The sequence below is a fragment of the Mycobacterium sp. H4Y genome (assembly GCF_000364405.1).
GTDB lineage: Bacteria > Actinomycetota > Actinomycetes > Mycobacteriales > Mycobacteriaceae > Mycobacterium > Mycobacterium intracellulare.
Map to the genome: position 1 here is coordinate 1,589,065 of NZ_AKIG01000001.1, position 20,253 is coordinate 1,609,317.

General features: G+C 70.0%; 20 protein-coding genes and 1 pseudogene. 14 read left to right on the plus strand and 7 right to left on the minus strand.

The genetic code is table 11. The annotated features are described in order from the left end of the window. Window positions 1–10 precede the first annotated feature (10 nt). Window positions 11–2,791 carry an RNA helicase gene (locus W7U_RS07050; RefSeq protein WP_008256325.1) on the plus strand — a complete coding sequence of 927 codons (2,781 nt, stop codon included), beginning with the start codon at window positions 11–13 and terminating at the stop codon, window positions 2,789–2,791. Between the two features lie 65 nt (window positions 2,792–2,856). Beyond that, window positions 2,857–3,618 (plus strand): DUF4333 domain-containing protein, encoded by a 762-nt coding sequence (locus W7U_RS07055; RefSeq protein WP_008256331.1) that lies wholly within the window; start codon window positions 2,857–2,859, stop codon window positions 3,616–3,618. A gap of 7 nt (window positions 3,619–3,625) precedes the next feature. Here the strand turns inward: W7U_RS07055 and W7U_RS07060 are convergent, their stop codons facing one another. Continuing rightward, window positions 3,626–4,582 carry a 5'-3' exonuclease gene (locus W7U_RS07060; protein ID WP_008256332.1) on the minus strand — a complete coding sequence of 319 codons (957 nt, stop codon included), beginning with the start codon at window positions 4,580–4,582 and terminating at the stop codon, window positions 3,626–3,628. 142 nt (window positions 4,583–4,724) lie between these two features. Here W7U_RS07060 and W7U_RS07065 point away from each other — a divergent pair, with 142 nt between their 5' ends. The 4 genes from W7U_RS07065 to W7U_RS25360 all read left to right on the plus strand — a co-directional run bounded on the left by W7U_RS07065 (window position 4,725) and on the right by W7U_RS25360 (window position 7,213). Next, on the plus strand, window positions 4,725–5,852 hold the full coding sequence (locus W7U_RS07065; protein ID WP_008256333.1) for a Xaa-Pro peptidase family protein: 1,128 nt from the start codon (window positions 4,725–4,727) through the stop codon (window positions 5,850–5,852). Between the two features lie 106 nt (window positions 5,853–5,958). Further along, a complete protein-coding gene (locus tag W7U_RS07070; RefSeq protein ID WP_225337376.1) occupies window positions 5,959–6,327 on the plus strand; it encodes a hypothetical protein in 369 nt (122 codons plus the stop codon). Window positions 6,328–6,567: 240 nt separating this feature from the next. Then, window positions 6,568–6,861 carry a hypothetical protein gene (locus W7U_RS07075; RefSeq protein WP_014711543.1) on the plus strand — a complete coding sequence of 98 codons (294 nt, stop codon included), beginning with the start codon at window positions 6,568–6,570 and terminating at the stop codon, window positions 6,859–6,861. A gap of 88 nt (window positions 6,862–6,949) precedes the next feature. Next, the gene (locus W7U_RS25360; protein ID WP_080687334.1) at window positions 6,950–7,213 is read left to right on the plus strand and encodes a hypothetical protein; all 264 of its coding nucleotides are present in this window, start codon (window positions 6,950–6,952) and stop codon (window positions 7,211–7,213) included. A gap of 63 nt (window positions 7,214–7,276) precedes the next feature. On the opposite strand, the gene W7U_RS07080 is transcribed toward W7U_RS25360, so the two are convergent. After that, window positions 7,277–7,687 carry a F420-dependent biliverdin reductase gene (locus W7U_RS07080; protein ID WP_008256343.1) on the minus strand — a complete coding sequence of 137 codons (411 nt, stop codon included), beginning with the start codon at window positions 7,685–7,687 and terminating at the stop codon, window positions 7,277–7,279. A 35-nt stretch (window positions 7,688–7,722) separates the two neighbouring features. Between W7U_RS07080 and W7U_RS07085 the strand changes: the two genes are divergently transcribed. From W7U_RS07085 to W7U_RS07100, 4 genes are read left to right on the plus strand one after another with little or no spacing between them, the layout of a single operon-like run. Then, entirely contained in the window at window positions 7,723–8,472 is a 750-nt protein-coding gene (locus tag W7U_RS07085) for an SDR family NAD(P)-dependent oxidoreductase (protein ID WP_008256344.1), read from the plus strand. 31 nt (window positions 8,473–8,503) lie between these two features. After that, a complete protein-coding gene (locus tag W7U_RS07090; RefSeq protein ID WP_008256345.1) occupies window positions 8,504–9,670 on the plus strand; it encodes a bifunctional cobalt-precorrin-7 (C(5))-methyltransferase/cobalt-precorrin-6B (C(15))-methyltransferase in 1,167 nt (388 codons plus the stop codon). Continuing rightward, window positions 9,667–10,422: a precorrin-4 C(11)-methyltransferase gene (gene cobM / locus W7U_RS07095; protein ID WP_008256346.1), complete on the plus strand. Its 756-nt coding sequence runs from the start codon at window positions 9,667–9,669 to the stop codon at window positions 10,420–10,422. Before W7U_RS07090 ends, cobM begins: the two co-directional genes overlap by 4 nt. Continuing rightward, on the plus strand, window positions 10,422–11,150 hold the full coding sequence (locus W7U_RS07100; RefSeq protein WP_008256348.1) for a cobalt-precorrin-6A reductase: 729 nt from the start codon (window positions 10,422–10,424) through the stop codon (window positions 11,148–11,150). Before cobM ends, W7U_RS07100 begins: the two co-directional genes overlap by 1 nt. Here the strand turns inward: W7U_RS07100 and sigC are convergent. Together sigC and W7U_RS26890 are read right to left on the minus strand one after the other, a co-directional pair. Beyond that, the gene (gene sigC, locus W7U_RS26715) at window positions 11,139–11,693 is read right to left on the minus strand and encodes an RNA polymerase sigma factor SigC (RefSeq protein ID WP_225337380.1); all 555 of its coding nucleotides are present in this window, start codon (window positions 11,691–11,693) and stop codon (window positions 11,139–11,141) included. The genes W7U_RS07100 and sigC overlap by 12 nt on opposite strands. A 126-nt stretch (window positions 11,694–11,819) precedes the next feature. Next, window positions 11,820–12,614 (minus strand): annotated as a pseudogene (locus W7U_RS26890) (DUF2275 domain-containing protein); the annotation flags it as partial. 61 nt (window positions 12,615–12,675) lie between these two features. Between W7U_RS26890 and W7U_RS07110 the strand changes: the two are divergent. Next, a complete protein-coding gene (locus W7U_RS07110; protein WP_008256352.1) occupies window positions 12,676–14,328 on the plus strand; it encodes a PPE domain-containing protein in 1,653 nt (550 codons plus the stop codon). Between the two features lie 118 nt (window positions 14,329–14,446). Here the strand turns inward: W7U_RS07110 and W7U_RS07115 are convergent, their stop codons facing one another. Genes W7U_RS07115 through cobG form a run of 3 tightly spaced genes read right to left on the minus strand, consistent with a single transcriptional unit; the run spans window position 14,447 to window position 17,683 of the window. Next, complete coding sequence (locus W7U_RS07115) at window positions 14,447–15,940, minus strand: precorrin-2 C(20)-methyltransferase (protein WP_008256354.1); 1,494 nt, start codon at window positions 15,938–15,940, stop codon at window positions 14,447–14,449. Then, window positions 15,937–16,563 (minus strand): precorrin-8X methylmutase, encoded by a 627-nt coding sequence (locus W7U_RS07120; RefSeq protein WP_008256356.1) that lies wholly within the window; start codon window positions 16,561–16,563, stop codon window positions 15,937–15,939. Before W7U_RS07120 ends, W7U_RS07115 begins: the two co-directional genes overlap by 4 nt. Window positions 16,564–16,582: 19 nt before the next feature. Next, window positions 16,583–17,683, minus strand: a complete 1,101-nt coding sequence (gene cobG / locus W7U_RS07125; protein ID WP_008256359.1) for a precorrin-3B synthase — start codon at window positions 17,681–17,683, stop codon at window positions 16,583–16,585. A 102-nt stretch (window positions 17,684–17,785) separates the two neighbouring features. Between cobG and W7U_RS07130 the strand changes: the two genes are divergently transcribed. The 3 genes from W7U_RS07130 to W7U_RS07140 all read left to right on the plus strand — a co-directional run bounded on the left by W7U_RS07130 (window position 17,786) and on the right by W7U_RS07140 (window position 20,158). Further along, on the plus strand, window positions 17,786–18,613 hold the full coding sequence (locus W7U_RS07130; RefSeq protein WP_008256361.1) for an ABC transporter permease: 828 nt from the start codon (window positions 17,786–17,788) through the stop codon (window positions 18,611–18,613). A gap of 11 nt (window positions 18,614–18,624) precedes the next feature. Further along, window positions 18,625–19,380 (plus strand): ABC transporter ATP-binding protein, encoded by a 756-nt coding sequence (locus W7U_RS07135; protein WP_008256363.1) that lies wholly within the window; start codon window positions 18,625–18,627, stop codon window positions 19,378–19,380. A gap of 103 nt (window positions 19,381–19,483) precedes the next feature. Further along, complete coding sequence (locus W7U_RS07140) at window positions 19,484–20,158, plus strand: alpha/beta hydrolase (protein ID WP_036429219.1); 675 nt, start codon at window positions 19,484–19,486, stop codon at window positions 20,156–20,158. Window positions 20,159–20,253 lie beyond the last annotated feature (95 nt).

The following is a 20,253-nucleotide window of genomic DNA, read 5'->3' on the forward strand; positions in this document are numbered from 1 at the left end:
GCCCCATGAGGTGGCGGAGCTGGTCGAACTCACCCGATTCGCCATGGATCTGCCCTTCGCGCTCGACGGCTTTCAGCATCGGGCGTGTGTGGCGCTCGAACGCGGCCACGGCGTGCTGGTCTGCGCGCCGACCGGCGCCGGCAAGACCGTCGTCGGGGAATTCGCGGTACACCTGGCGCTGGCGGCCGGCGGCAAGTGCTTCTACACCACGCCGCTCAAAGCGCTGAGCAACCAGAAGCACACCGACCTGACGGCGCGCTACGGCCGCGACCGCATCGGCCTGCTCACCGGGGACATGTCGGTAAACGCCGATGCGCCCGTCGTGGTCATGACGACCGAGGTGCTGCGCAACATGCTCTACGCGGATTCGCCTGCGCTGCAGGGCCTTTCCTACGTGGTAATGGACGAAGTGCACTTCCTGGCCGACCGGATGCGGGGCCCGGTGTGGGAAGAGGTGATCCTGCACCTGCCGGACGAAGTCCGCGTGGTCAGCCTGTCGGCGACGGTGAGCAACGCCGAGGAGTTCGGCGGCTGGATCCAGACCGTGCGCGGCGATACGACGGTCGTCGTCGACGAACACCGGCCGGTGCCGCTCTGGCAACACGTGTTGGTGGGCAAGCGCCTTTTCGACCTCTTCGATTACCGGCATTCGGACACCCCCGAGCAGCCGGGCGCCCCGCGCGAGCCGCGCGTCAACCCGGATCTGTTGCGGCACATCACCCATCGCCGCGAGGCGGATCGGATGTCGGATTGGCAGCCGCGGCGAAGTGCCGGACGCGGGCGTCCGCCAGCGCGGTCGGGCCGGCCCCGGCTCTACCGCACGCCGGCGCGTCCGGACGTGATCGCGAGCCTGGATGCCGAAGGGCTGCTGCCGGCGATCACGTTCGTGTTCTCGCGGGCCGGCTGTGACGCCGCCGTCCAGCAATGCCTGCGTTCGCCCCTGCAGCTGACCACTCAGGAAGAGCGGGCGCAGATCGCGGAGGTGATCGAGCACCGCTGCGGCGATCTCGCCGACGCCGACCTGGCCGTGCTCGGCTACTACGAGTGGCGCGAGGGGCTGCTGCGCGGTTTGGCCGCCCACCACGCCGGCATGTTGCCCGCCTTCCGGCACACGGTCGAAGAGCTGTTCACCGCCGGGCTGGTGCGGGCCGTGTTCGCCACCGAGACATTGGCGCTGGGGATCAACATGCCCGCCCGCACCGTGGTGCTCGAGCGGCTGGTCAAGTTCAACGGCGAGCAGCACGTGGCGCTGACGCCGGGGGAGTACACCCAGTTGACCGGGCGCGCCGGGCGGCGCGGCATCGATGTCGAGGGCCACGCGGTGGTGCTCTGGAATCCCACCGAAGAAACCACCGAACCCTCCGCGGTCGCCGGGCTGGCCTCCACCCGCACCTTCCCGCTGCGCAGTTCGTTCGCCCCGTCGTACAACATGACGATCAACCTCGTGCAGCAGATGGGCCCCGAGCAAGCACATCGCTTGCTGGAGCAGTCATTTGCGCAGTATCAGGCCGACCGTTCCGTCGTCGGGCTGGTGCGCGGCATCGAGCGGGGCGACGCGATGCTGGGCGAGATCGCCGGCGAGCTGGGCGGCCCCAAGGCGCCGATCCTCGAGTACGCCCGGATGCGCGCGCGCATCTCCGAGATGGAGCGCGCCCAGTCGCGTGCCTCGCGATTGCAACGCCGGCAGGCGGCCACCGACGCGCTGGCCGCGCTGCGCCGGGGCGACATCATCAACATCGCCCACGGCCGGCGCGGTGGGCTGGCCGTGGTGCTGGAATCCGCCCGCGACAGCTCCGACCCGCGGCCGCTGGTGCTCACCGAAAATCGTTGGGCGGGAAGGATTTCCTCGGCCGACTATTCGGGCATGTCGGCGCCGGTCGGGTCGATGCCCCTGCCGAAGCGGGTCGAGCACCGGCAGCCGCGCGTCCGCCGCGATCTGGCGTCGGCGCTGCGGTCGGTCGCCGCCGGGCTGGCCATTCCGGCGAAGCGCCGCGGCCGCGGGGACGCCGACGGCGAATTTCATGACCCCGAGCTGGCGAAGCTGCGCGAACAGCTGCGGCGGCACCCGTCGCACAACACGCCCGGCCGGGAAGAACAGGTCCGCCAGGCCGAGCGCTACCTGCGGATCGAACGCGACAACGCGCAATTGGAGAAAAAGGTTGCGGCAGCGACCAATTCGCTGGCCCGGACCTTCGATCGGATCGTCGGGCTGCTCACCGAGCGTGGCTTCATCGAAGGCGGCGACGGCGATCCCCGGGTCACCGACGACGGGCGGCTGCTGGCGCGCATCTACAGCGAAAGCGATCTGCTGGTCGCCGAATGCCTGCGCACCGGCGCGTGGTCCGGTTTGAAGCCCGCCGAGCTGGCGGCGGTGGTCTCGTCGGTGCTGTACGAGAGCCGGGGCGGGGACGGGCCGGGCGCGGCATTTGCCGCCGACGCCCCCACGCAGCCACTACGCCAGGCGTTGCAGCAGACGTCGCGGCTGTCGATGGCGTTGCGCGCCGACGAGCAGACGCACCGGATCGCCCCGAGCCGCGAACCCGACGACGGCTTCGTCAACGTCATCTACCGTTGGGCCCGGACCGGTGATCTGGCCGCGGCGCTGGCGGCGGCCGACCCGGCGGGCAGCGGCTCGCCCCTGCTGGCGGGCGATTTCGTGCGCTGGTGCCGGCAGGCGCTTGACCTGCTGGACCAGGTGCGCAACGCCGCCCCGGACGCCGAGGTTCGGGCCACCGCGAAGCGGGCCATCAACGACATTCGGCGCGGCGTCGTTGCAGTTGACGCCGGGTAGGCTAGGCCGGAGCTACCGTTAAACGCCGATAGTTCATGCCGAGACACAAGGGGCTGAGGAGAAAGATGAGCGGACCGCAGGGATCGGACCAGCAGTGGCAACCGCCCGGCCAAGGTCAAGGCAGCGACCACTCGTCGGACCCGACCCAGGTGGCGCCGTCCTGGCACGACCAGCAGACCCAGGAGGCCTCGTGGCAGGCGCCCGCCTACACGCCGCCGGCCGAATACCCGCAGTACCAGCAGCCGGCTGAACAGGCCTATCCGCAGCAGTACCCCCAGCAGCCGGGCTATGCCCAGCCCGGGCAGTACGGTCAGCCGGGTCAATACGCCCAGCCGGGTCAGTACGGGCAGCCGGGCCAGTACCCGCAGCCCGGCCAGTACGGGCAGCCGGGCCAATACCCACCGCCGGGTCAATACGGGCAGTACGGTCAATACGGCCAGCCGGGCCAGTACCCGCAGCAGTACCCGCCCTATGAGCAGCCTGGCAAGAAGCGACCGGTTGGGCTGATCGCCGGCGTGGGCGGCGGCATCGCGTTGCTGCTCGTCGTCGTCGTGCTGGTGCTGGGATTCTGGCAGCCGGGCTTCTTCGTCACCACCAAGCTCGACGTCAGCAAGGCGCAGGCCGGGGTTCAGCAGGTCCTCAGCGACGAAACGAACGGCTACGGCGCCAAGAACGTCAAGGACGTCAAGTGCAACCACGGCCAAAACCCGACCGTCAAGAAGGGCGCCACGTTCGACTGCGACGTCAGCATCGACGGCGCGCCGAAGCACGTGACGGTGACGTTCCAGGACAACAAGGGCACCTACGAGGTCGGCCGCCCTCAGTAGCGGACCCTCAGGTCGGCAGCGCGTCGAGCGCTTTCTGCAGGCGCGCGACCGACGATCCGACGCCCAGTTCGGTCGCCAGCTTGGCGGTTCGTTGCGGATCGGCCGCGACCAGCGGTAGTTCGTCGCTGGCCGTCGAAAACGTGACGTGCGCGTCGGTGGCCACCCGCACCACGTCGCCGGCCGCCTCGATGTAGTCCAGCGCGCCCAGCAGTTTCGCCCGCAGGCCCTTGGGCATCTTCGACTTCGGATCGTGGGCGGCGGCCAGGATCTGTTCCAGCGAGCCGTGCTGGGCCAGCAATGAGGCCGCGGTCTTCTCGCCGACGCCCGGGACGCCCGGTAGGCCGTCGGACGGGTCGCCGCGCAGCAACGCGAGTTCGGCGTAGGCGGGCCCGGCCCGCTCGACCGGCACGCCGTAGTGCTCGGCCACCTCGGCGGGCCCGAACAACGTGGCTTTGCTCAGCCCGCGGCCGAGGTAGAGCACCCGCACCGGGACCGGATCGTCCGACACCACCTGCATCAGGTCGCGGTCACCGCTGACCACCACGACCGGGTCGTCGCGTTCCCGCGCCGCCAACGTGCCGAGCACGTCGTCGGCCTCGAAACCCTCCGCGCCCGCCGTCGGAATCCCGAAGGCGTCAAGCAATTCGGCGATCATGTCTATCTGGGGCGTCAGGTCGTCGGGGACCTCCTCGATGTCCGGTTCGCCCGGCGGCTCGGGCTCGGCCACGCGGTGGGCCTTGTAGGACGGCACGAGGTCGACCCTGAACTGCGGCCGCCAATCCAGGTCCAGGCAGACCACCAGCCGGCTTGGTCGCTGTTGGGTAATCACGAAGGCGACGGAATCGATGAATCCGCGAACCGCGTTGACGGGCCGGCCGTCTGGGGCGGTGATCGAGGACGGGACCCCGAAATACGAACGGAACCACATGCTGGCGCCATCGAGCAGCACTAGTGGTCCTGGCATGCCGCATATGGTCTCACGCCGTCGAACGTCGACTTGTTGTCGGCCGGGCGACTCCACCCCGTCGAACGTCGAGTTGTTGTCGGCCCACGGGCGAAATCGGCGCAACAAGTCGACGTTCGGCGGGCGGGTTAGCCTGACTGCCATGGAGTCACACCGCTTCGACGCAGCCGTGTATGCCCGTCGATTGGCCGCGGCCGCTGCCGCGGCCGCCGATGCGGGTCTGGCCGGGCTGGTGATCACGCCGGGGTATGACCTGCGCTACCTGGTCGGGTCGCGCGCCCAGACCTTGGAGCGGCTCACCGCGCTGGTGTTGCCCGCGTCCGGTGACCCGACGGTGGTGGTGCCGCGACTGGAGCTGGCCTCGCTGAAGGGGTCGGCCATCGCCGAACTCGGCCTGGCGGTGGTCGATTGGGTCGACGGCGACAATCCCTACGATCTGGTGGGCGCCGGGCTGGGCGGTGCTCCCGCCGCGACCGCCGTGACCGATTCCATGCCGGCGCTGCATCTGCTCCCGCTGGCCGGTGTGCTCGGCGCGCTGCCGGTGCTGGCCACCGACGTGTTGCGCACGCTGCGAATGGTCAAGGAGGAGTGCGAAGTCGACGCGCTGCGCAAAGCCGGCGCGGCCATCGATCGGGTGCACGCCCGGGTGCCGGAGTTTTTGGTGCCCGGCCGCACCGAGGCCGACGTCGCCGCCGACATCGCGGACGCCATTGTGGCCGAAGGGCATTCGGAGGTGGCGTTCATCATCGTCGGATCCGGGCCGCACGGCGCCGACCCGCATCACGGGTATTCGGATCGCGAACTGCAGGCCGGTGACATCGTCGTTGTCGACATCGGCGGCGCCTATGAACCCGGGTACAACTCCGATTCGACGCGCACCTACAGCATCGGTGAGCCGAATCCAGAAGTGGTTGAACAGTATTCGGTGCTGCAGCGCGCCCAGCGCGCCGCTTATGAGGCGGTACGCCCGGGCGTGACGGCCGAGCAGGTCGACGCGGCCGCCCGCGATGTGCTGGCCGCCGAAGGACTCGCCGACTATTTCGTGCACCGCACCGGGCACGGCATCGGCTTGTCGGTGCACGAAGAGCCCTACATCGTCGCCGGAAACGACCTCCCGTTGACCGCGGGCATGGCGTTTTCCATCGAGCCGGGCATCTATTTCCCAGGCCGCTGGGGCGCGCGCATCGAGGACATCGTCGTCGTGACCGAGGACGGCGCCCTGACCGTCAACAACCGGCCGCACGAACTGATCGTCGTTCCGGTCGGCTGACGCTGTGGATGCCTGAGTTGTGGCGGCTCGGGGGCGCGGCTAGCTTGGCGGCAGCGATCATTGGGTGAGTAGCGTCGCCGGACGGGCCTGAGCGAAAATTTCCCGTGTGGCTCCCTTGGCCGTTGATCCGGAGGCGATGTACGCCGCGGGCAGCGCGGTGGTTGCCGCTGGTGATGGCCTTGCCGCGAGTCTGGCCATCCTGACCGCTGGTTTGTCGGCCCACACCGGGGTGGACCGCGCCGGCGAGGTGTTCGGCTTGGGGTATCAAGACACGGCGGAATCGCTGCTGAAAGCGGCGGCGGCGGCCGTCAACGCGTGCCGGAAATGCGGGGCCATCATCCAGCAGGGCGCGGCGAACTATTCGAACGTCGACGCGGCTTCGACGCTGGGCGGCGGTGGCGGCGTATTGCAGTCGCCATCTCCGCCGGCCGAGCTCGCCGCGCCCAAAGCCCCGGGAACGATGGGGCCCGGCTAGCCGCCACCGATGCTGTGGGCGGTCGTGCAGTCGTTTGTTCTCGAGTTGTGGCCCGACGGCGATGTAGCGGGTTTGCGTGCGGCCACATCTCGTTGGCGTGGCTTCGCCGCGGCGGCCAAAGGGGTGGAAAACGGTCGAGCTTCCACGACTCATGGACAATCCACGTGTCACCAAGATCGTGATCATCGATCCCGAAACAGGTGCTGAAACAACGGTTTTCGAGCGATGAAGGAGCCGAGGATGGATCCGGCCGACATTAGCGCCGCAATTGTCGTGGCCATCAGCGACACCACCGTTCCTCATATCGACAAACAGAAGGTGCTGGAGGTGTACGGGCCATCGCAAGCCGAATTGCTGGTTTCGCGTATTTCCGCACTGGTGCGTGAGGCAGTTGGCATGCCGATCGAGTGGGGCAATATGACGTTAGCGGAGGGCGTGAACGATATCCTCCGACGATTCCATCAAAAGCATCCAGAGTTATCCCAGGAAGCGTTGCATGAGATTGGCCGATGCGTTGGATGGAATCTTCGTTAACGGATGCTGCGATCGGCAAACTGCTAGACCAAGTTATCGCACCGGCGGCCTAGGCGTAGTCCGGCCCGGCTGACCTAGAAAAAATGTAATGAAATATGACGACACCTACTTTTCGCGAGACGATAGGTATTCGATCGGCGTCGAGACGATGTCGGGTCGATACTACGCTTCCATACCTGTGAGCAACGGAATCGTTGACTACGAAGAATATTACGAGCTCACGCCGAGTCAATACCACGAGTTTCTACGCGACAGCGGAGCGGCAATTCAATTCGTAGAAGCTTGCCGCAGGCATGAGCATGACGACCTACTGCTACAACAACCAGGCAATAATCGCGGAACTCCGGTGTGAAGGCCGAACACAGTCGCCGTCGGTCGGTCGCGGCGAGATCCGAGGCGATCCGTCTCGGCGCTCTTACGCGCCCCGGTCCAAAAGATCCGACGACCCGAGCACCCGCTCCACCTGAACCTCGATGACCACGCGCCGCGGGTTGGGGCGCGGCGTGCGGTAGCGCTGGGCGTAGCGCAACTCGGCGTCGCGCACCGCGTCGGCGTCGCTGTTCACCTTGGACCGGCCCTCCAGCGACAGCCAGCGCGCGCCGTCGACCTGGCTCAGCACGGCCAGCCCGCCGCGATCGGCGTTGACCGCCTTCTGGGACCCGCCGGTGGTGATGACCCGCGCGATGTGCGTCCTGGGGTCGAAGGTGAAGCCGACTGCCACCACGTGCGGCGAATTGTCGGCTCGCAACGTGGTGAGCATGGCCAGATGGCGTTCCGACAGAAACGCGAGGGCCTCGTCGGTTAGTCGGGTCGTGGTATTCGCCATCACCGCTCACGCTAGCGCAGGTAATAATCGCAGCCGTGGACGACACGGGCGCGGGTCCAGTACTAATCCTGGGCGGACGCAGCGAAATCGGGGTCGAGTTGGCGCGACGCCTGGCCCCCGGGGCGACGGTGGTGCTGGCCGCGCGCCGCGCCGATCAGCTCGCTGACCAGGTCAGCGCGCTCAAAGCGGCCGGCGCCGCCGCGGTCGACACCAGGGAATTCGACGCCGACGACCTGGCCTCGCACGCCGCCCTGGTCGCCTCGGTCGTCGCCGACCACGGGCCCATCGGCACCGCGGTGCTGGCCTTCGGAATCCTGGGCGACCAGGCTCGCGCCGAGACCGACGCCGCGCACGCGGTCGCCGTCGTGCACACCGATTACGTCGCCCAGGTCAGCATGCTCACCCACCTCGCCGCCGCCATGCGCAACGCCGGCAAAGGCCGACTGGTGGTGTTCTCCTCGATCGCCGGTGCCCGGGTGCGGCGCGCCAACTACGTCTACGGCTCGGCCAAAGCCGGCCTGGACGGCTTCGCCAACGGTCTGGCCGACGCGCTGCACGGCACCGGGGTGCGGGTGCTGATCGCCCGCCCGGGATTCGTCATCGGGCGTATGACGGAAGGCATGACGCCCGCGCCCCTGCCCAGCACGCCCACGAAGGTGGCCGCCGCGACCGCGCGGGCGCTGGCGAAAGGCCGGCGCACCGTGTGGATCCCATGGGCGCTGGGACCCGCGGCCGCCGTGATGCGATTGGTGCCCGCGTTCCTCTGGCGCAGGATGCCGCGATGATGCGCGCCCGCGGCGATGAGGGGCCGCGCTCGTGATCGTCGTCGTCGGTATCGGCGCCGACGGCATGGCCGGTCTCGCCGAAGCATCGCGAGCCGAATTACGAAGGGCCACAGTTATTTACGGCTCCCAGCGCCAACTTAACGTGCTCGACGACACGGTGCCCGCGCGCCGCCGGGAGTGGCCCTCGCCGATGCTGCCCGCCCTGAAAGCGCTGCCCATGGACGACGACATCCACGTGGTGGCCAGCGGCGACCCGCTGCTGCACGGCATCGGCGGCACGCTCATCCGCCTACACGGCCCCGAGAAGGTACGGGTGCTGCCGCACGTGTCCTCGGTGACACTGGCGTGCGCGCGGATGGGCTGGAACGTCCACGACACCGAGGTGATCAGCCTTGTCACCGCGCAACCGCACACCGCGGTGCGCCGCGGCGGGCAGGCGATCGTGTTGTCGCAAGGCAGATCCACACCCACCGAGCTGGCCACCCTGCTCAACGCGCACGGCCGCGGTGATTCGCAGCTCACCGTGCTCGAAAGGCTCGGCGGCCCAGACGAACACCGCCGCGACGGCACCGCCCGCGACTGGGCCGGCGGCGCGCCCGGCCACGTCGACGACCTCAACGTGATCGCCGTGCGCTACCTGCCCGACGAACGCGTCTCCCCAATACCCGACGACGCATTCACCCACGACGGCCAGATCACCAAACTCGGGATCCGCGCGGTGACGCTGGCCGCCCTGGCGCCGCGGCCGGGGGAGCGGTTATGGGACGTCGGCGCGGCCTCGGGCAGCATCGGCGTCGAGTGGTGCCTGAGCGGACCGGGTTGCGGCGCAATAGCCTTCGAACGCGACGAACAACGCCGTCACAACCTTGAGCGCAATGCCGCGGCTTTCGGCGTCGGCATCGAGGTGCGCGGCGACGCCCCCGAGGCCTTTGACGGCGCCGCGCCGCCGTCGGCGATCTTCATCGGCGGCGGCCTGACCCAGCCCGGCCTGCTCGACGCCTGTCTCGACCACCTGCCCGCCGGCGGGCGGCTTGTCGCTAACATGGTCACCACCGAATCGGAAGCCGCTGTCACACAGGCATATACGCGCCTCGGCGGTGAGCTGCGACGCTTCCAGCACTATCACGGCAAGGCCCTGGGCGCCTTCACGGGCTGGCAGCCGCACTACCCGGTCACCCAGTGGGTGATGACCAAATGACGGTATATTTCATCGGCGCCGGGCCGGGCGCCGCCGACCTGATCACCGTCCGCGGTCAACGGCTCCTCCGAACCTGCCCCGTGTGCCTGTACGCCGGGTCAATCATGCCCGACGACCTGCTGGCGCTCTGCTCTAAGGACGCGAAAATCGTTGACACGGGCCCGCTCACGCTGGAACAGATCATCGCCGAACTACGTGACGCGCATGCCGCAGGACACGACGTGGCGCGGCTGCACTCCGGCGACCCGTCGCTGTACAGCGCGCTGGCCGAACAGTGCCGCCGACTCGACGCGCTGGGCATCGACTACGAAATCGTGCCGGGCGTACCGGCTTTCGCCGCCGCTGCGGCCGCCCTGAAGCGCGAGCTCACCGTCCCCGGCGTCGCGCAGACGGTGACGCTGACCCGGGTGGCGACCCTGTCGACCGCGATGCCGCCCGGCGAAGACCTGGCGACGCTCGCCCGATCCGGCGCCACCCTGGTCCTGCATCTGGCGGCCGCCCAGATCGACGCCATCGTTCCGCAACTGCTCGACGGCGGCTACCGCCGCGAAACACCCGTCGCCGTCGTGGCTTTCGCGAGCTGGCCGCAGGAGACGGTGCTGCGCGGCACGCTTGCCGACATCGCCGCCCAGATGCACGAGGCCGACATCACCAAGACCGCGGTCATCGTCGTCGGCGACGCGCTGACCGCGGGGGAATTCACCGACAGCTATCTGTATTCGACCGGGCGGGCCCGGGGGAGCAGGCATTGATGCGCGTCTTGCTGCTCGGCGGCACCGGCGAGGCGCGCGCGCTGGCGAAAACCCTGCACCCCCGCGTCGACGTCATCAGCTCCCTGGCGGGCCGGGTGCCGGACCCGGCGCTGCCCGTCGGCCCCGTGCGCATCGGCGGCTTCGGCGGCGTGGACGGCCTGCGGCGCTGGCTGCGCGACGAAGGCATCGACGCCGTCGTCGACGCCACCCACCCGTTCGCGGCCACCATGACGGCGCACGCCGCCACCGCATGCGGCCAATTGCGGATACCTCATCTGATCCTGGCGCGCCCGGCCTGGGATCCCGGCGAGGCACTTGTCGTCGGGTCGGACACGCATGCGGCGCAAACGGTTGCCCGGCAGGGCTATTCGCGCATATTCCTCACCACCGGTCGCTCCGGCGTCCACGCCTTCGCCGGCAGCGACGCGTGGTTTTTGATCCGGGCGGTCACCGAACCCGACAGCGCCTCGCTGCCGCGTCATCACCGGCTGGTGCTCTCGCGTGGCCCGTACCGCTACGACGAGGAAGTCGCGCTGTTGCGCGAGCACCGCATCGACGCGCTCGTCACCAAGAACAGCGGGGGGCAGATGACGCGGGCCAAACTGGATGCCGCCGCCGCGCTCGAGGTGCCGGTGGTGATGGTGGCGCGCCCGCCGCTACCCGAAGGCGTCACCACCGTCGGCACCGTGGCCGACGCCGCGGAATGGGTTGGCGCGCTAGCCGGTTAGGTCGCTGCGCTCGCCGTCGGCCAGCAACGCATCGCGGGCGCGCGCGACCCGGGAGCGGATGGTGCCCACCGGGCAACCGCACACCGCGGCGGCGTCGGCGTAAGGCAGCCCGAGCAACTGGGTGAGCAAAAGCGCTTCCCGCTGTTCGGGATTGAGGCCGGCGATCATCGTCGTAACCTCAACGAGGTCTTCGAACCCGCGGGCGTTGCGGTCGCCGCGCACCACGTGTTCGGGATCGGCGCCCAGCGCGGCACGCGGCCGCGACTGCAGCTGGCGGATGTGATCGGCCACGACCCGGCGCGCGATGGACAGCAGCCAAGTCCGGGCGCTCGAGCGTCCGGAGAACCGCTCGATGGCGCCGATGGCGCGCAGGAAAGTCTCTTGGGTCAGATCGTCGGCATTGCCGGCATCGGAGAGGTAGGCGACGAACCGCCACACGTCTTGCTGGGTGGCTTTGATGAACGCCTCAAGCGCTCGCGCGTTCCCGCGCGCGGCGGACAAAGCAAGCTCGGTTACCGCCTCGTCGTCGCTCGGCGCGATCATGCTCAACCACCTTAGTTGCGCGGGTTTTCCGATCCTACGACGGGTCGTCGTAGAGGGCGCGGCGTGGTCGGGGGCGGCGTGGTTGATCGGCCGCAGGTGCCCGCGCCGTCGACCGCTCGACGGGTCGGCCGCCGAGGCGGGATAGTCGGCGTCGACCGAGCCATCGGAGCCGTGCCGCCGGTGCGAGCCCACGCGCTCGCGCGCCACCAACAACGCGAATGCCAGGCCCAACAACAGCGGCATGTGGCTGGCGATCCGGGTGGCCGTGACCTGTCCGTCGAAGGCGTCGACAATCACATAACCAAGCAGCGCAACGGAATACACGCCGGTGATCGCCGCCACCCCCGACGCGGAGGCGGGCCAGACGCCGGCGGCGACCATCGCCAGGCCCAACGCCAACAACCACGCCGTGGACTCGTGCATCAGGTGCTCGCCGGACATCGCGCCGTGCATGTGACCGGACACCATGCCGAAATCGACCCCACTGATCTGGGCCGCGGCAATCGCCACCTGGAACAGGCCCACCGCGATCAAACCCCAGCGCCGGTAGTGCGACCGCAACCAGCGCATCCACCTCGGGTGTCCGGAGGCTTGGTCGTCGATGCTGGCCATGATCTTGTCGACCAGGTCGGGTCCCTCGCCGGGCGCCACCGAGGCGAACCGACGGGTCTGCGCCGCCGCCCCGATAAGCCAGGAACGGCAACTGCGGCACGATTCAAGGTGGGCGTCGACCTGCTGCGCGAGCACCTGGGGTCGCTCGCCATCCAATCGAGCCGACAGCGCTTCACGCGCAACGTCACACCGCATCCCTGCATCGTTGCAGCACGACCGTTCGCGCGCAAAGAAGCCCGGCTTTTTGGCACCCGAACGAAATGGCGGGGAACTAAACGGCCGCCGCAACCGACCTCTGGTCGTACGCATCGCCAGCCCATCCACGAGATTCCGAAGAGGTATTCGTGTTCTTGCCTGAAGGCCCTAGACGATGACCGCCCCGATCTTTGCCGCGTTTCCTCCCGAAGTGCACTCGACCTTGCTCAGCAGCGGCCCCGGCCCCGCCCCGCTGCTGGCCGCGGCGACGGCATGGTCGTCGATGAGCACCGACTACGCGACCGCGGCGGCCGAGCTCAGCGGGTTGCTGGGCGCCGTGCAGGCCGGCGCGTGGGACGGGCCCAGCGCCGACCAGTACGTGGCCGCGCACGTTCCCTACCAGGCCTGGCTGGCGGAGAGCGCGGCCAAGAGCGCGACCGCGGCCAGCCTGCACGAGACCGCGGCCACCGCCTATACCGCCGCGTTGGCCGCCATGCCCACGATGGGCGAACTCACGGCCAACCACGCGGTGCACGGGGCGCTGGTCGCCACGAACTTCTTCGGCATCAACACCATCCCGATCGCCGTCAACGAAGCCGATTACGCGCGCATGTGGGTGCAGGCCGCGACGACGATGACCACCTACCAAGCCGTTAGCGAAGCCGCCCTGGCCGCGGTCCCGCCGACCACTCCCGCGCCGCCGATCGTCGTCCCGGGCGCCGAGGCCGGGACCGCCGGCGCCGCGGCGATGCAAGCGGCCGCCGTGGCGCCGGCGACGGATTCCGGCTCCAACCTCAACAACGCCGACACCTCGAGCGCCCAGCAGCAGGCCACCACCACGACGCAGTACCCGTCCTGGATGGACCAGCTGACCAAGTGGCTGCAGCAGTACACCCAGAATTTCGCGTGGCCGGTGTCCAAGGACCTCAACCCCGGTGGGTGGCCGTTCCCGCCGGTGCCGTGGGTCAACAGTCTCGCCTCGTTCTTCGGGCAGCTGGGACTGTCTCCGGCGCTGTCGACGGCGCTGGGTTGGGCCATCTTCCACACCTTGATGATCTTCTGGCCGTTCATCCAGCTGGCGATCCAGATGGCCGTGGTGCTGGCGCCGGTCGTCGTTGCCGCCATCGGCGCGGCCGCGGCCGGTGGGGCGGCTGCGGCGGTCACCGCGATCAGCGTCGGGATCCCGCTCGCGTCTGCCCCGCCCCTGCCGGCCGTCGCGGCGGCGCCCGCACCGGTGGTTGCTCCGGCGCCGACGATTGCCACCGCGCCCGCCAGTGTCAGCCACGTGTCGGCACCGTCCACCGCCCCCGCGACGGCGGTTGCCGGGTCGGCCGGCGGCGGACCGGTCGGCGGCGGACCCGGGGTGGGCTTCGGTCCGACGGCGACCGACGGAATCGGCGCGGGCCTCTCCAACGCCCTGTATGCGGTGGGGTTGTCGGGACTGTCGGCGCGCGGCAGCGCGAGCAGCCGGTCACGGCGCAAGTCGGAGGAGCCGTCCTCGGACGACCTCGACGCGCCCGCCGGCGCGGCCGCTGCCGCCGCAGCCAAGAAGAAGGCCCGGGCCCGTCGGCGCCGCGGCGGAACCGCCACCGAACGCGCCTACCGCTACGAATTCATGGACCTGGACCAGGATCTGGATCCGGGCGTTGATGCCGAGGATCCGGACGCCGCACGGCCCTCCGAGGACAGTGCGGGGCCGCTCGGATTCGCCGGTGCCGCAGCCAAATCCGACGCGGCCCGGGCCGCCGGATTGGCGACGCTGACCCGGGACGGATTCAGCGACGGTCCCAGCATGCCGATGATGCCGAGCACCTGGGACCGCGACTAGCCCTACGACGATGCAGCCCGCGTAGTGGGGTGCGGAGGAGTAGGGCAATCGGACTGAGCCCTATGACGATGCAGCCCGCGTAGCGGGGTGCGGAGGAGTAGGGCAATCAGACTGAGCCCTATGGCTGATAGCGCCGGGGAGTGAAGACCCGGTCCTCAGTGGAATCGGCTGAGTACCACTGGGTTTGCGATGACCCGACGATCAGCAGGCAGCGCATGTCGATCTCGGCCGGGTTGAGATCGGCCAGCCGGACGACGCGGACGTCTTCGTCGTCGCCCGACACGCTGCGGCCGATCACCACCGGCGTGCCCGGCTCGCGGTGGGCCAGCAAAATGTCGCGCATCGCACCGACCTGCCAGGTCCGCGTCTTCGACGCCGGGTTGTAGATCGCGAGCACCAGGTCGGCGGCCGCGGCGGCCTCAAGCCGCGCGGAGATCACCTCCCACGGCTTGAGCCGATCCGACAGCGAGATCACCGCGTAGTCGTGGCCCAGGGGCGCGCCGACCCGGCTGGCCACCGCCTGGGCCGCGGTCATCGCCGGGATCACCCGGATCTGCACGCCCGGCCATTGTTTGGCCTCTTCCAGCACCGCGGTCGCCATCGCGAAGACACCCGGGTCGCCCGACGACACCACCGCCACGGCCCGGCCCTGCTCGGCCAGCGCGCAGGCCAGCCGCGCGCGCTCGGGCTCGTCGCGATTGTCGCTGGGGTGCCGCTGCTGGCCCTCGTGCACCGGGACGCGATCCAGGTAACCGGCATAGCCGATCAGGTCGGTCGCCGCGGCCAGCTCCCGCCGGCTCTGCGGCGTCATCCAGTCCACGTCGCCGGGGCCCAGGCCCACCACCGCGACGCTGCCCGCCGCCTGCACCTCGGCGGCGCGCCGGTGCAGCCGACGGCCGCCGGGCAGCATGGCCAGCGAGAAGTACGGCACGCTGGTCTCGTCGACCTCCGCGGCGGGCAGGATGCGTTGTCCGGCGCTGCTGGCGCGTTCGACATAAAACGTGTCGTCGAGCTGTCCCGACGCCGAAAGCGCTTCCCGCACAGCGTGATATGAGCGCCCCAACTTGAGGACCACGGCGGCGTCGGCGTCGGCGAGCCGGCGGGTCAGTTCGGCGACCGGCAACGTGCCCGGCAGCACCGACAGCACCTCGTCGCCGGCCACCAGCGGCGTCGCCAGGGCCGCCGAGGCCGCGCTCACCGACGTGACGCCCGGAACGATGACCGCATCGAATCGCTCGGTCAGCCGCGTGTGCAGATGCATGTAGGAGCTGTAGAACAGCGGGTCGCCCTCGGCCAGCAGAGCCACGTTGCGCCCGCCGTCCAGGTGGGCGGCGATGCGTTCGGTGGCCTCGGCGTAGAAGTCCTCGAGCGCGCCGGCATAGCCGCCCGGATGGTCCGTCACCTCGGTCGTCACCGGGTAGACCAGGTGCTCCTCGATCTGGCCGGGCCGCAGATACCGTTCGGCGATGCCGCGCGCGATGCTGCGACCGTGCCGGGCGCTGTGATAGGCGACCACGTCGGCCTCGCCGATCACCCGCGCGGCCTTGACGGTCACCAGTTCCGGGTCGCCAGGTCCCAGCCCGACGCCCCACAGCGTCCCCCGGGCGGTCATTCGGCGTCGCTCGCGATCGCGTTGACGGCGGCAGCGGCCATGGCACTGCCGCCCCGCCGGCCCTGCACCACCAGATACGACATTCCGCGCGGACGGTCGACGAGCTCCTGTTTGGACTGCGCCGACCCGACGAATCCCACCGGCCCACCGAGCACGCCGGCCGGCGGCGCAAGCCCCTCGTCGATCAGCTCGAGCAGCCGGAACAGGGCCGTCGGTGCGTTGCCGATGGCCAGCACGGCGCCGTCGAGCCGCTCGGCCCACAGCTCGACCCCGGCCGCCGAACGGGTGGTCTGCCGGCGCGCGGCCAGCTCGGCCGCCCGCGGGTCGGCCACCAGCGACACGACCTCGTTGCCGGCGGGCAGCCGTGCGGTGGTGATCCCGGCGGCCACCATCGACGAGTCGCACAACACCGGGGCGCCGCCGCGCAGGGCCGCGCCGACGCGCTCGACGACGTCGTCGGTGAACGCGACGTGCTCGGCGACGTCGACCTGGCCACACGTGTGGATCAACCGGACGACGACGCGGGCCACGTCGGCGGGGAATCGGGCCAGGTCGGCCTCGGCGCGGATGGTCGCGAACGACTGGCGATAGATCTCCGCGGCATCGCGGATGTAGTCGAGCACCCGCTCACCCTAAGGCTTGTCAGGTTCGCAGCATCCGGTATCCGTCGCCGGTGGCGACCAGCACCTGACCGGCCGGCGGGCTGCCGCACGCGCGCTCGCAGCCCACGAAGTGCCGGTGCAGCGTGACGTCGGCGTCCAACGCCTCGGCGGCGTCGGCCCGCACGTCGGCGGCCGAGTGCGCACACCCGGGGCTGCCCGTGCAGGCGCTCACGGTCAGCCAGGGGGAGTTCTCGTCGAACACCAGCCCCAACGGGGCCAGCACGCGCAGCGCGGTGTCGGCCACGGATTCCTGCAGATCGCATACCAGCACCGAGCGCCACGGGGTGATCACCAGCGGCGCCTCGATCGCGGCCAGGTACTCCGCGACCCGCGCGGGCAGCACACCCAGTGGCGCCGCGGCCCCCAGCGTCACCCGGCCGTCATCCTGATCGATCCAGCCCACCGGCGCCTTGGTGACGACGGGAAAAGGTGTCCCACCCGGCTCGGCGTCGGGTAGTAGCCGACGGAGGTCAGCCAATTCCTGGACGCGCCAGGCGGTTTCGCGGATCTCGACGAAGCGCGTCGCGAGAGCGACGAGCGTCTCCACCACCTCGCCGGCGGCCAGCCGCACGCCGGTGTCACGTCCGGCGAGCAGCAGCGCGCAACCGTCGGGCGACGCGTGCACGCCGATGTCGGCGCGCAGACCGGACACGTCGGCCCGCCCGTCGTCGAGGCTGAACCAGAACCGGCCGCCCAGGTCCGCGAGGCGTGGCGCCGCGCAGATCGCGGCGTCCAGGTCGCCGACCCAGCCGCGCACGTCGACGTCGCCCCCGGCCCGCCCCGACAGCGGCGACGCGACGATGTTGCGGACGCGCTCATGCGTCGTCGACGGCAACAGGCCTGCGGCCGCCAGCGTCTCGGCCACCGCGGTGACGTCGGTCAGCCCGCGCAACTGCACGTTGCCCCGCGCGGTGAGTTCGAGCGTTCCCGACCCTGACTGCGTGGCGGCGGCGCTCAACGCCGCCAGCTGCGCGGCCGTGAGCATGCCCCCGGGTAACTGCACCCGGGCCAAAGCGCCGTCGGCGGCCTGGTGCACCTGCAGCGCACCCGGGCAAGCGTCGGTGTCACGCGTCCTGGCCACCTGTACACGGTACGGCCACCGGCTGAACACGGCGGCCGACATTGGCTTCAGGCAGACGTAAACCCTTACCCACGGCAACGGTCGCGCCCTACCGTCGGCACGGTGAGCATTGCCACCGCGCTCGACGCTGCCCCGAAACAGCCCGGGAGCGCCCAAACCGGCGCGCCGGGCGGGTTATGGGCGCGCCGCAAATGGGAGATCGTGCGTATCGCTTCCCCGCTGGCGTTGCTGGCCCTGTGGCAGCTGGGCAGCGCGGTCGGTGTCATCCCGCAAGATGTGCTGCCCGCGCCGTCGCTGATCGTCGAGGCCGGAGTCGAGTTGATCCGTGACGGCCAGCTCGCCGCCGCGCTGCAGGTCTCCTCCGTCCGTGTTGTCGAGGGGCTGGTCCTGGGTGGGGTGATCGGGGTCGGCGCGGGCGCGGCGGTCGGACTGTCCCGTTGGCTCGAGGCCACCGTGGACCCGCCCATGCAGATGATCCGCGCGCTGCCGCACCTGGGCCTGATCCCCCTGTTCATCCTGTGGTTCGGGATCGGCGAGCTGCCCAAGATCCTGCTGGTGGCGCTGGGGGTGGTCTTCCCGCTCTACCTGAACACCTTCTCGGCGATCCGCCAGGTCGATCCCAAAATGGTGGAAACCGCTCAGGTGCTGGGCTTTTCGTTCGCGCAGCGGTTCACCCGCATCCTCGTGCCCAGCGCGGCGCCGCAGGTGCTCGTCGGCTTTCGGCAGTCGCTGGCGATCGCGTGGCTGACCTTGATCGTCGCCGAGCAGATCAACGCCGACAAGGGAATTGGCTTCCTGATCAACAACGCCCGAGATTTTCTGCGGATCGACATCATCATCTTCGGACTGACCATCTATGCGCTGCTGGGCATCGTCACCGACGCGATCGTCCGCCTCATCGAGCGCCGCGCCCTACGCTACCGACACTGAAAGGTTCACGGTTGACAGTCATCGCAGAATCCGACGCCCACCCGCGGGTGCGGACCGAGGTCGCGGGGGAGCTGCGCCACGTCGACAAGTGGTACGGGAATCGCCATGTCCTCAAAGACGTTTCGGTGCGGGTGCGCGGCGGCGAGATCGTCGCGCTGGTCGGGCGCAGCGGGTCCGGCAAGTCGACGGTGCTGCGGGTGCTGGCCGGGCTCTCGCGTGACCACAGCGGCGAGCGCGTGGTGGCCGGCGCCCCGGCCCTGGCCTTCCAGGAGCCGCGGCTCTTTCCGTGGCGCGACGTGCGCACCAACGTCGGCTACGGCCTCACCCGCAGCCGCCTCCCGCGGCCGCAGGTGCGACAGCGCGCCGAGCGTGCGCTGGCCGACGTCGGGCTAACCGACCGCGCCGGGTCCTGGCCGTTGACCCTGTCCGGCGGGCAGGCGCAACGGGTTTCGCTCGCGCGGGCGTTGGTCGCCGAGCCGCGGCTGCTGCTGCTCGACGAGCCGTTCGGGGCGCTGGACGCGTTGACCCGGTTGACGATGCACGCCTTGTTGCTGGATCTGTGGCGCCGGCACGGGTTCGGGGTGTTGCTGATCACTCATGACGTCGACGAGGCGGTGGCGTTGGCCGACCGCGTGCTGGTGCTCGAGGACGGGCGCATCATTCACACGCTGACGATCGGCGAGCCGCGGCGCACACCCGGTCATCCCGGCGCCCATACCGAGCGGCATCGCGCCGAGTTGCTGGATCGACTAGGTGTGCAATCGTGAACCGAGAACAGGCCGATCCTTGCGACGTCGAATCGAACTCCACCGCAACGGCATCGCCCGGCTCGCCGTTTGGGATCACGGCCCCAGGGGCACACTCGTGGCCGTGGACACGGTGGAATACGCCCCCGGACGCTTAGCCGACGTCTTCGGCGACTCCCGACGTCCCACCGTCCTGCTGTGGCACGGCATGCAGACCGATGCCCGCGCGGCGTTCGGACCCCTGGCCGGTATGCTCAGCGACCGCGGCGCGGCCGTGGTGGCGCCGGACTGGAATTCCCATGCCGACGACGGCGGCCGGGCGGATCTGTTGGGATCGCTCGATTTCACCCGCGACTTCGCGGGCCCCGGCAACGGCATCGTGCTCGTCGGGTGGTCCATGGGCGGTTGCGCCGCGGCGGGTCTGACGCTCAACGCGGCGCGGTTCGACGCCACCCTCGTCCACACCGTGTGTCTGGCCGGCGCGTTCATGGTGCCCGATCCGCTCTCCGGTCAGGCGCCGGCCGACGCGCTATCGGATGGCCGCGCCGGCACGCCGTTCACGCTGCTGCACGGGCTGGCCGACGACGCCGTCCCGGTGAGTGCCAGCCGGGAGTTCGCCACCGCCCTGGGCCGCGCCGGCTGGCCGGTCGAGTTGGTGGAGCTCGACGCCGACCATGGTTCGATCGCCGGCGCCGACTACGACCCGGTGGCGGATCGCTACGAGCCCGGCATGAGCGAGGAGGCGCTGCGCGTCGCCGGGGAGGTCGCCACGCGGATTGCGGCCCTGATCGGTCACTGACCGACGCGAATCACCCGTCCGCGAGGCTCAGACGCCACCTCGCTCGACGCCACCAGCGCTGTGCCGCAAGAGTTTTCCGGGAGGGGAGGAAGCGC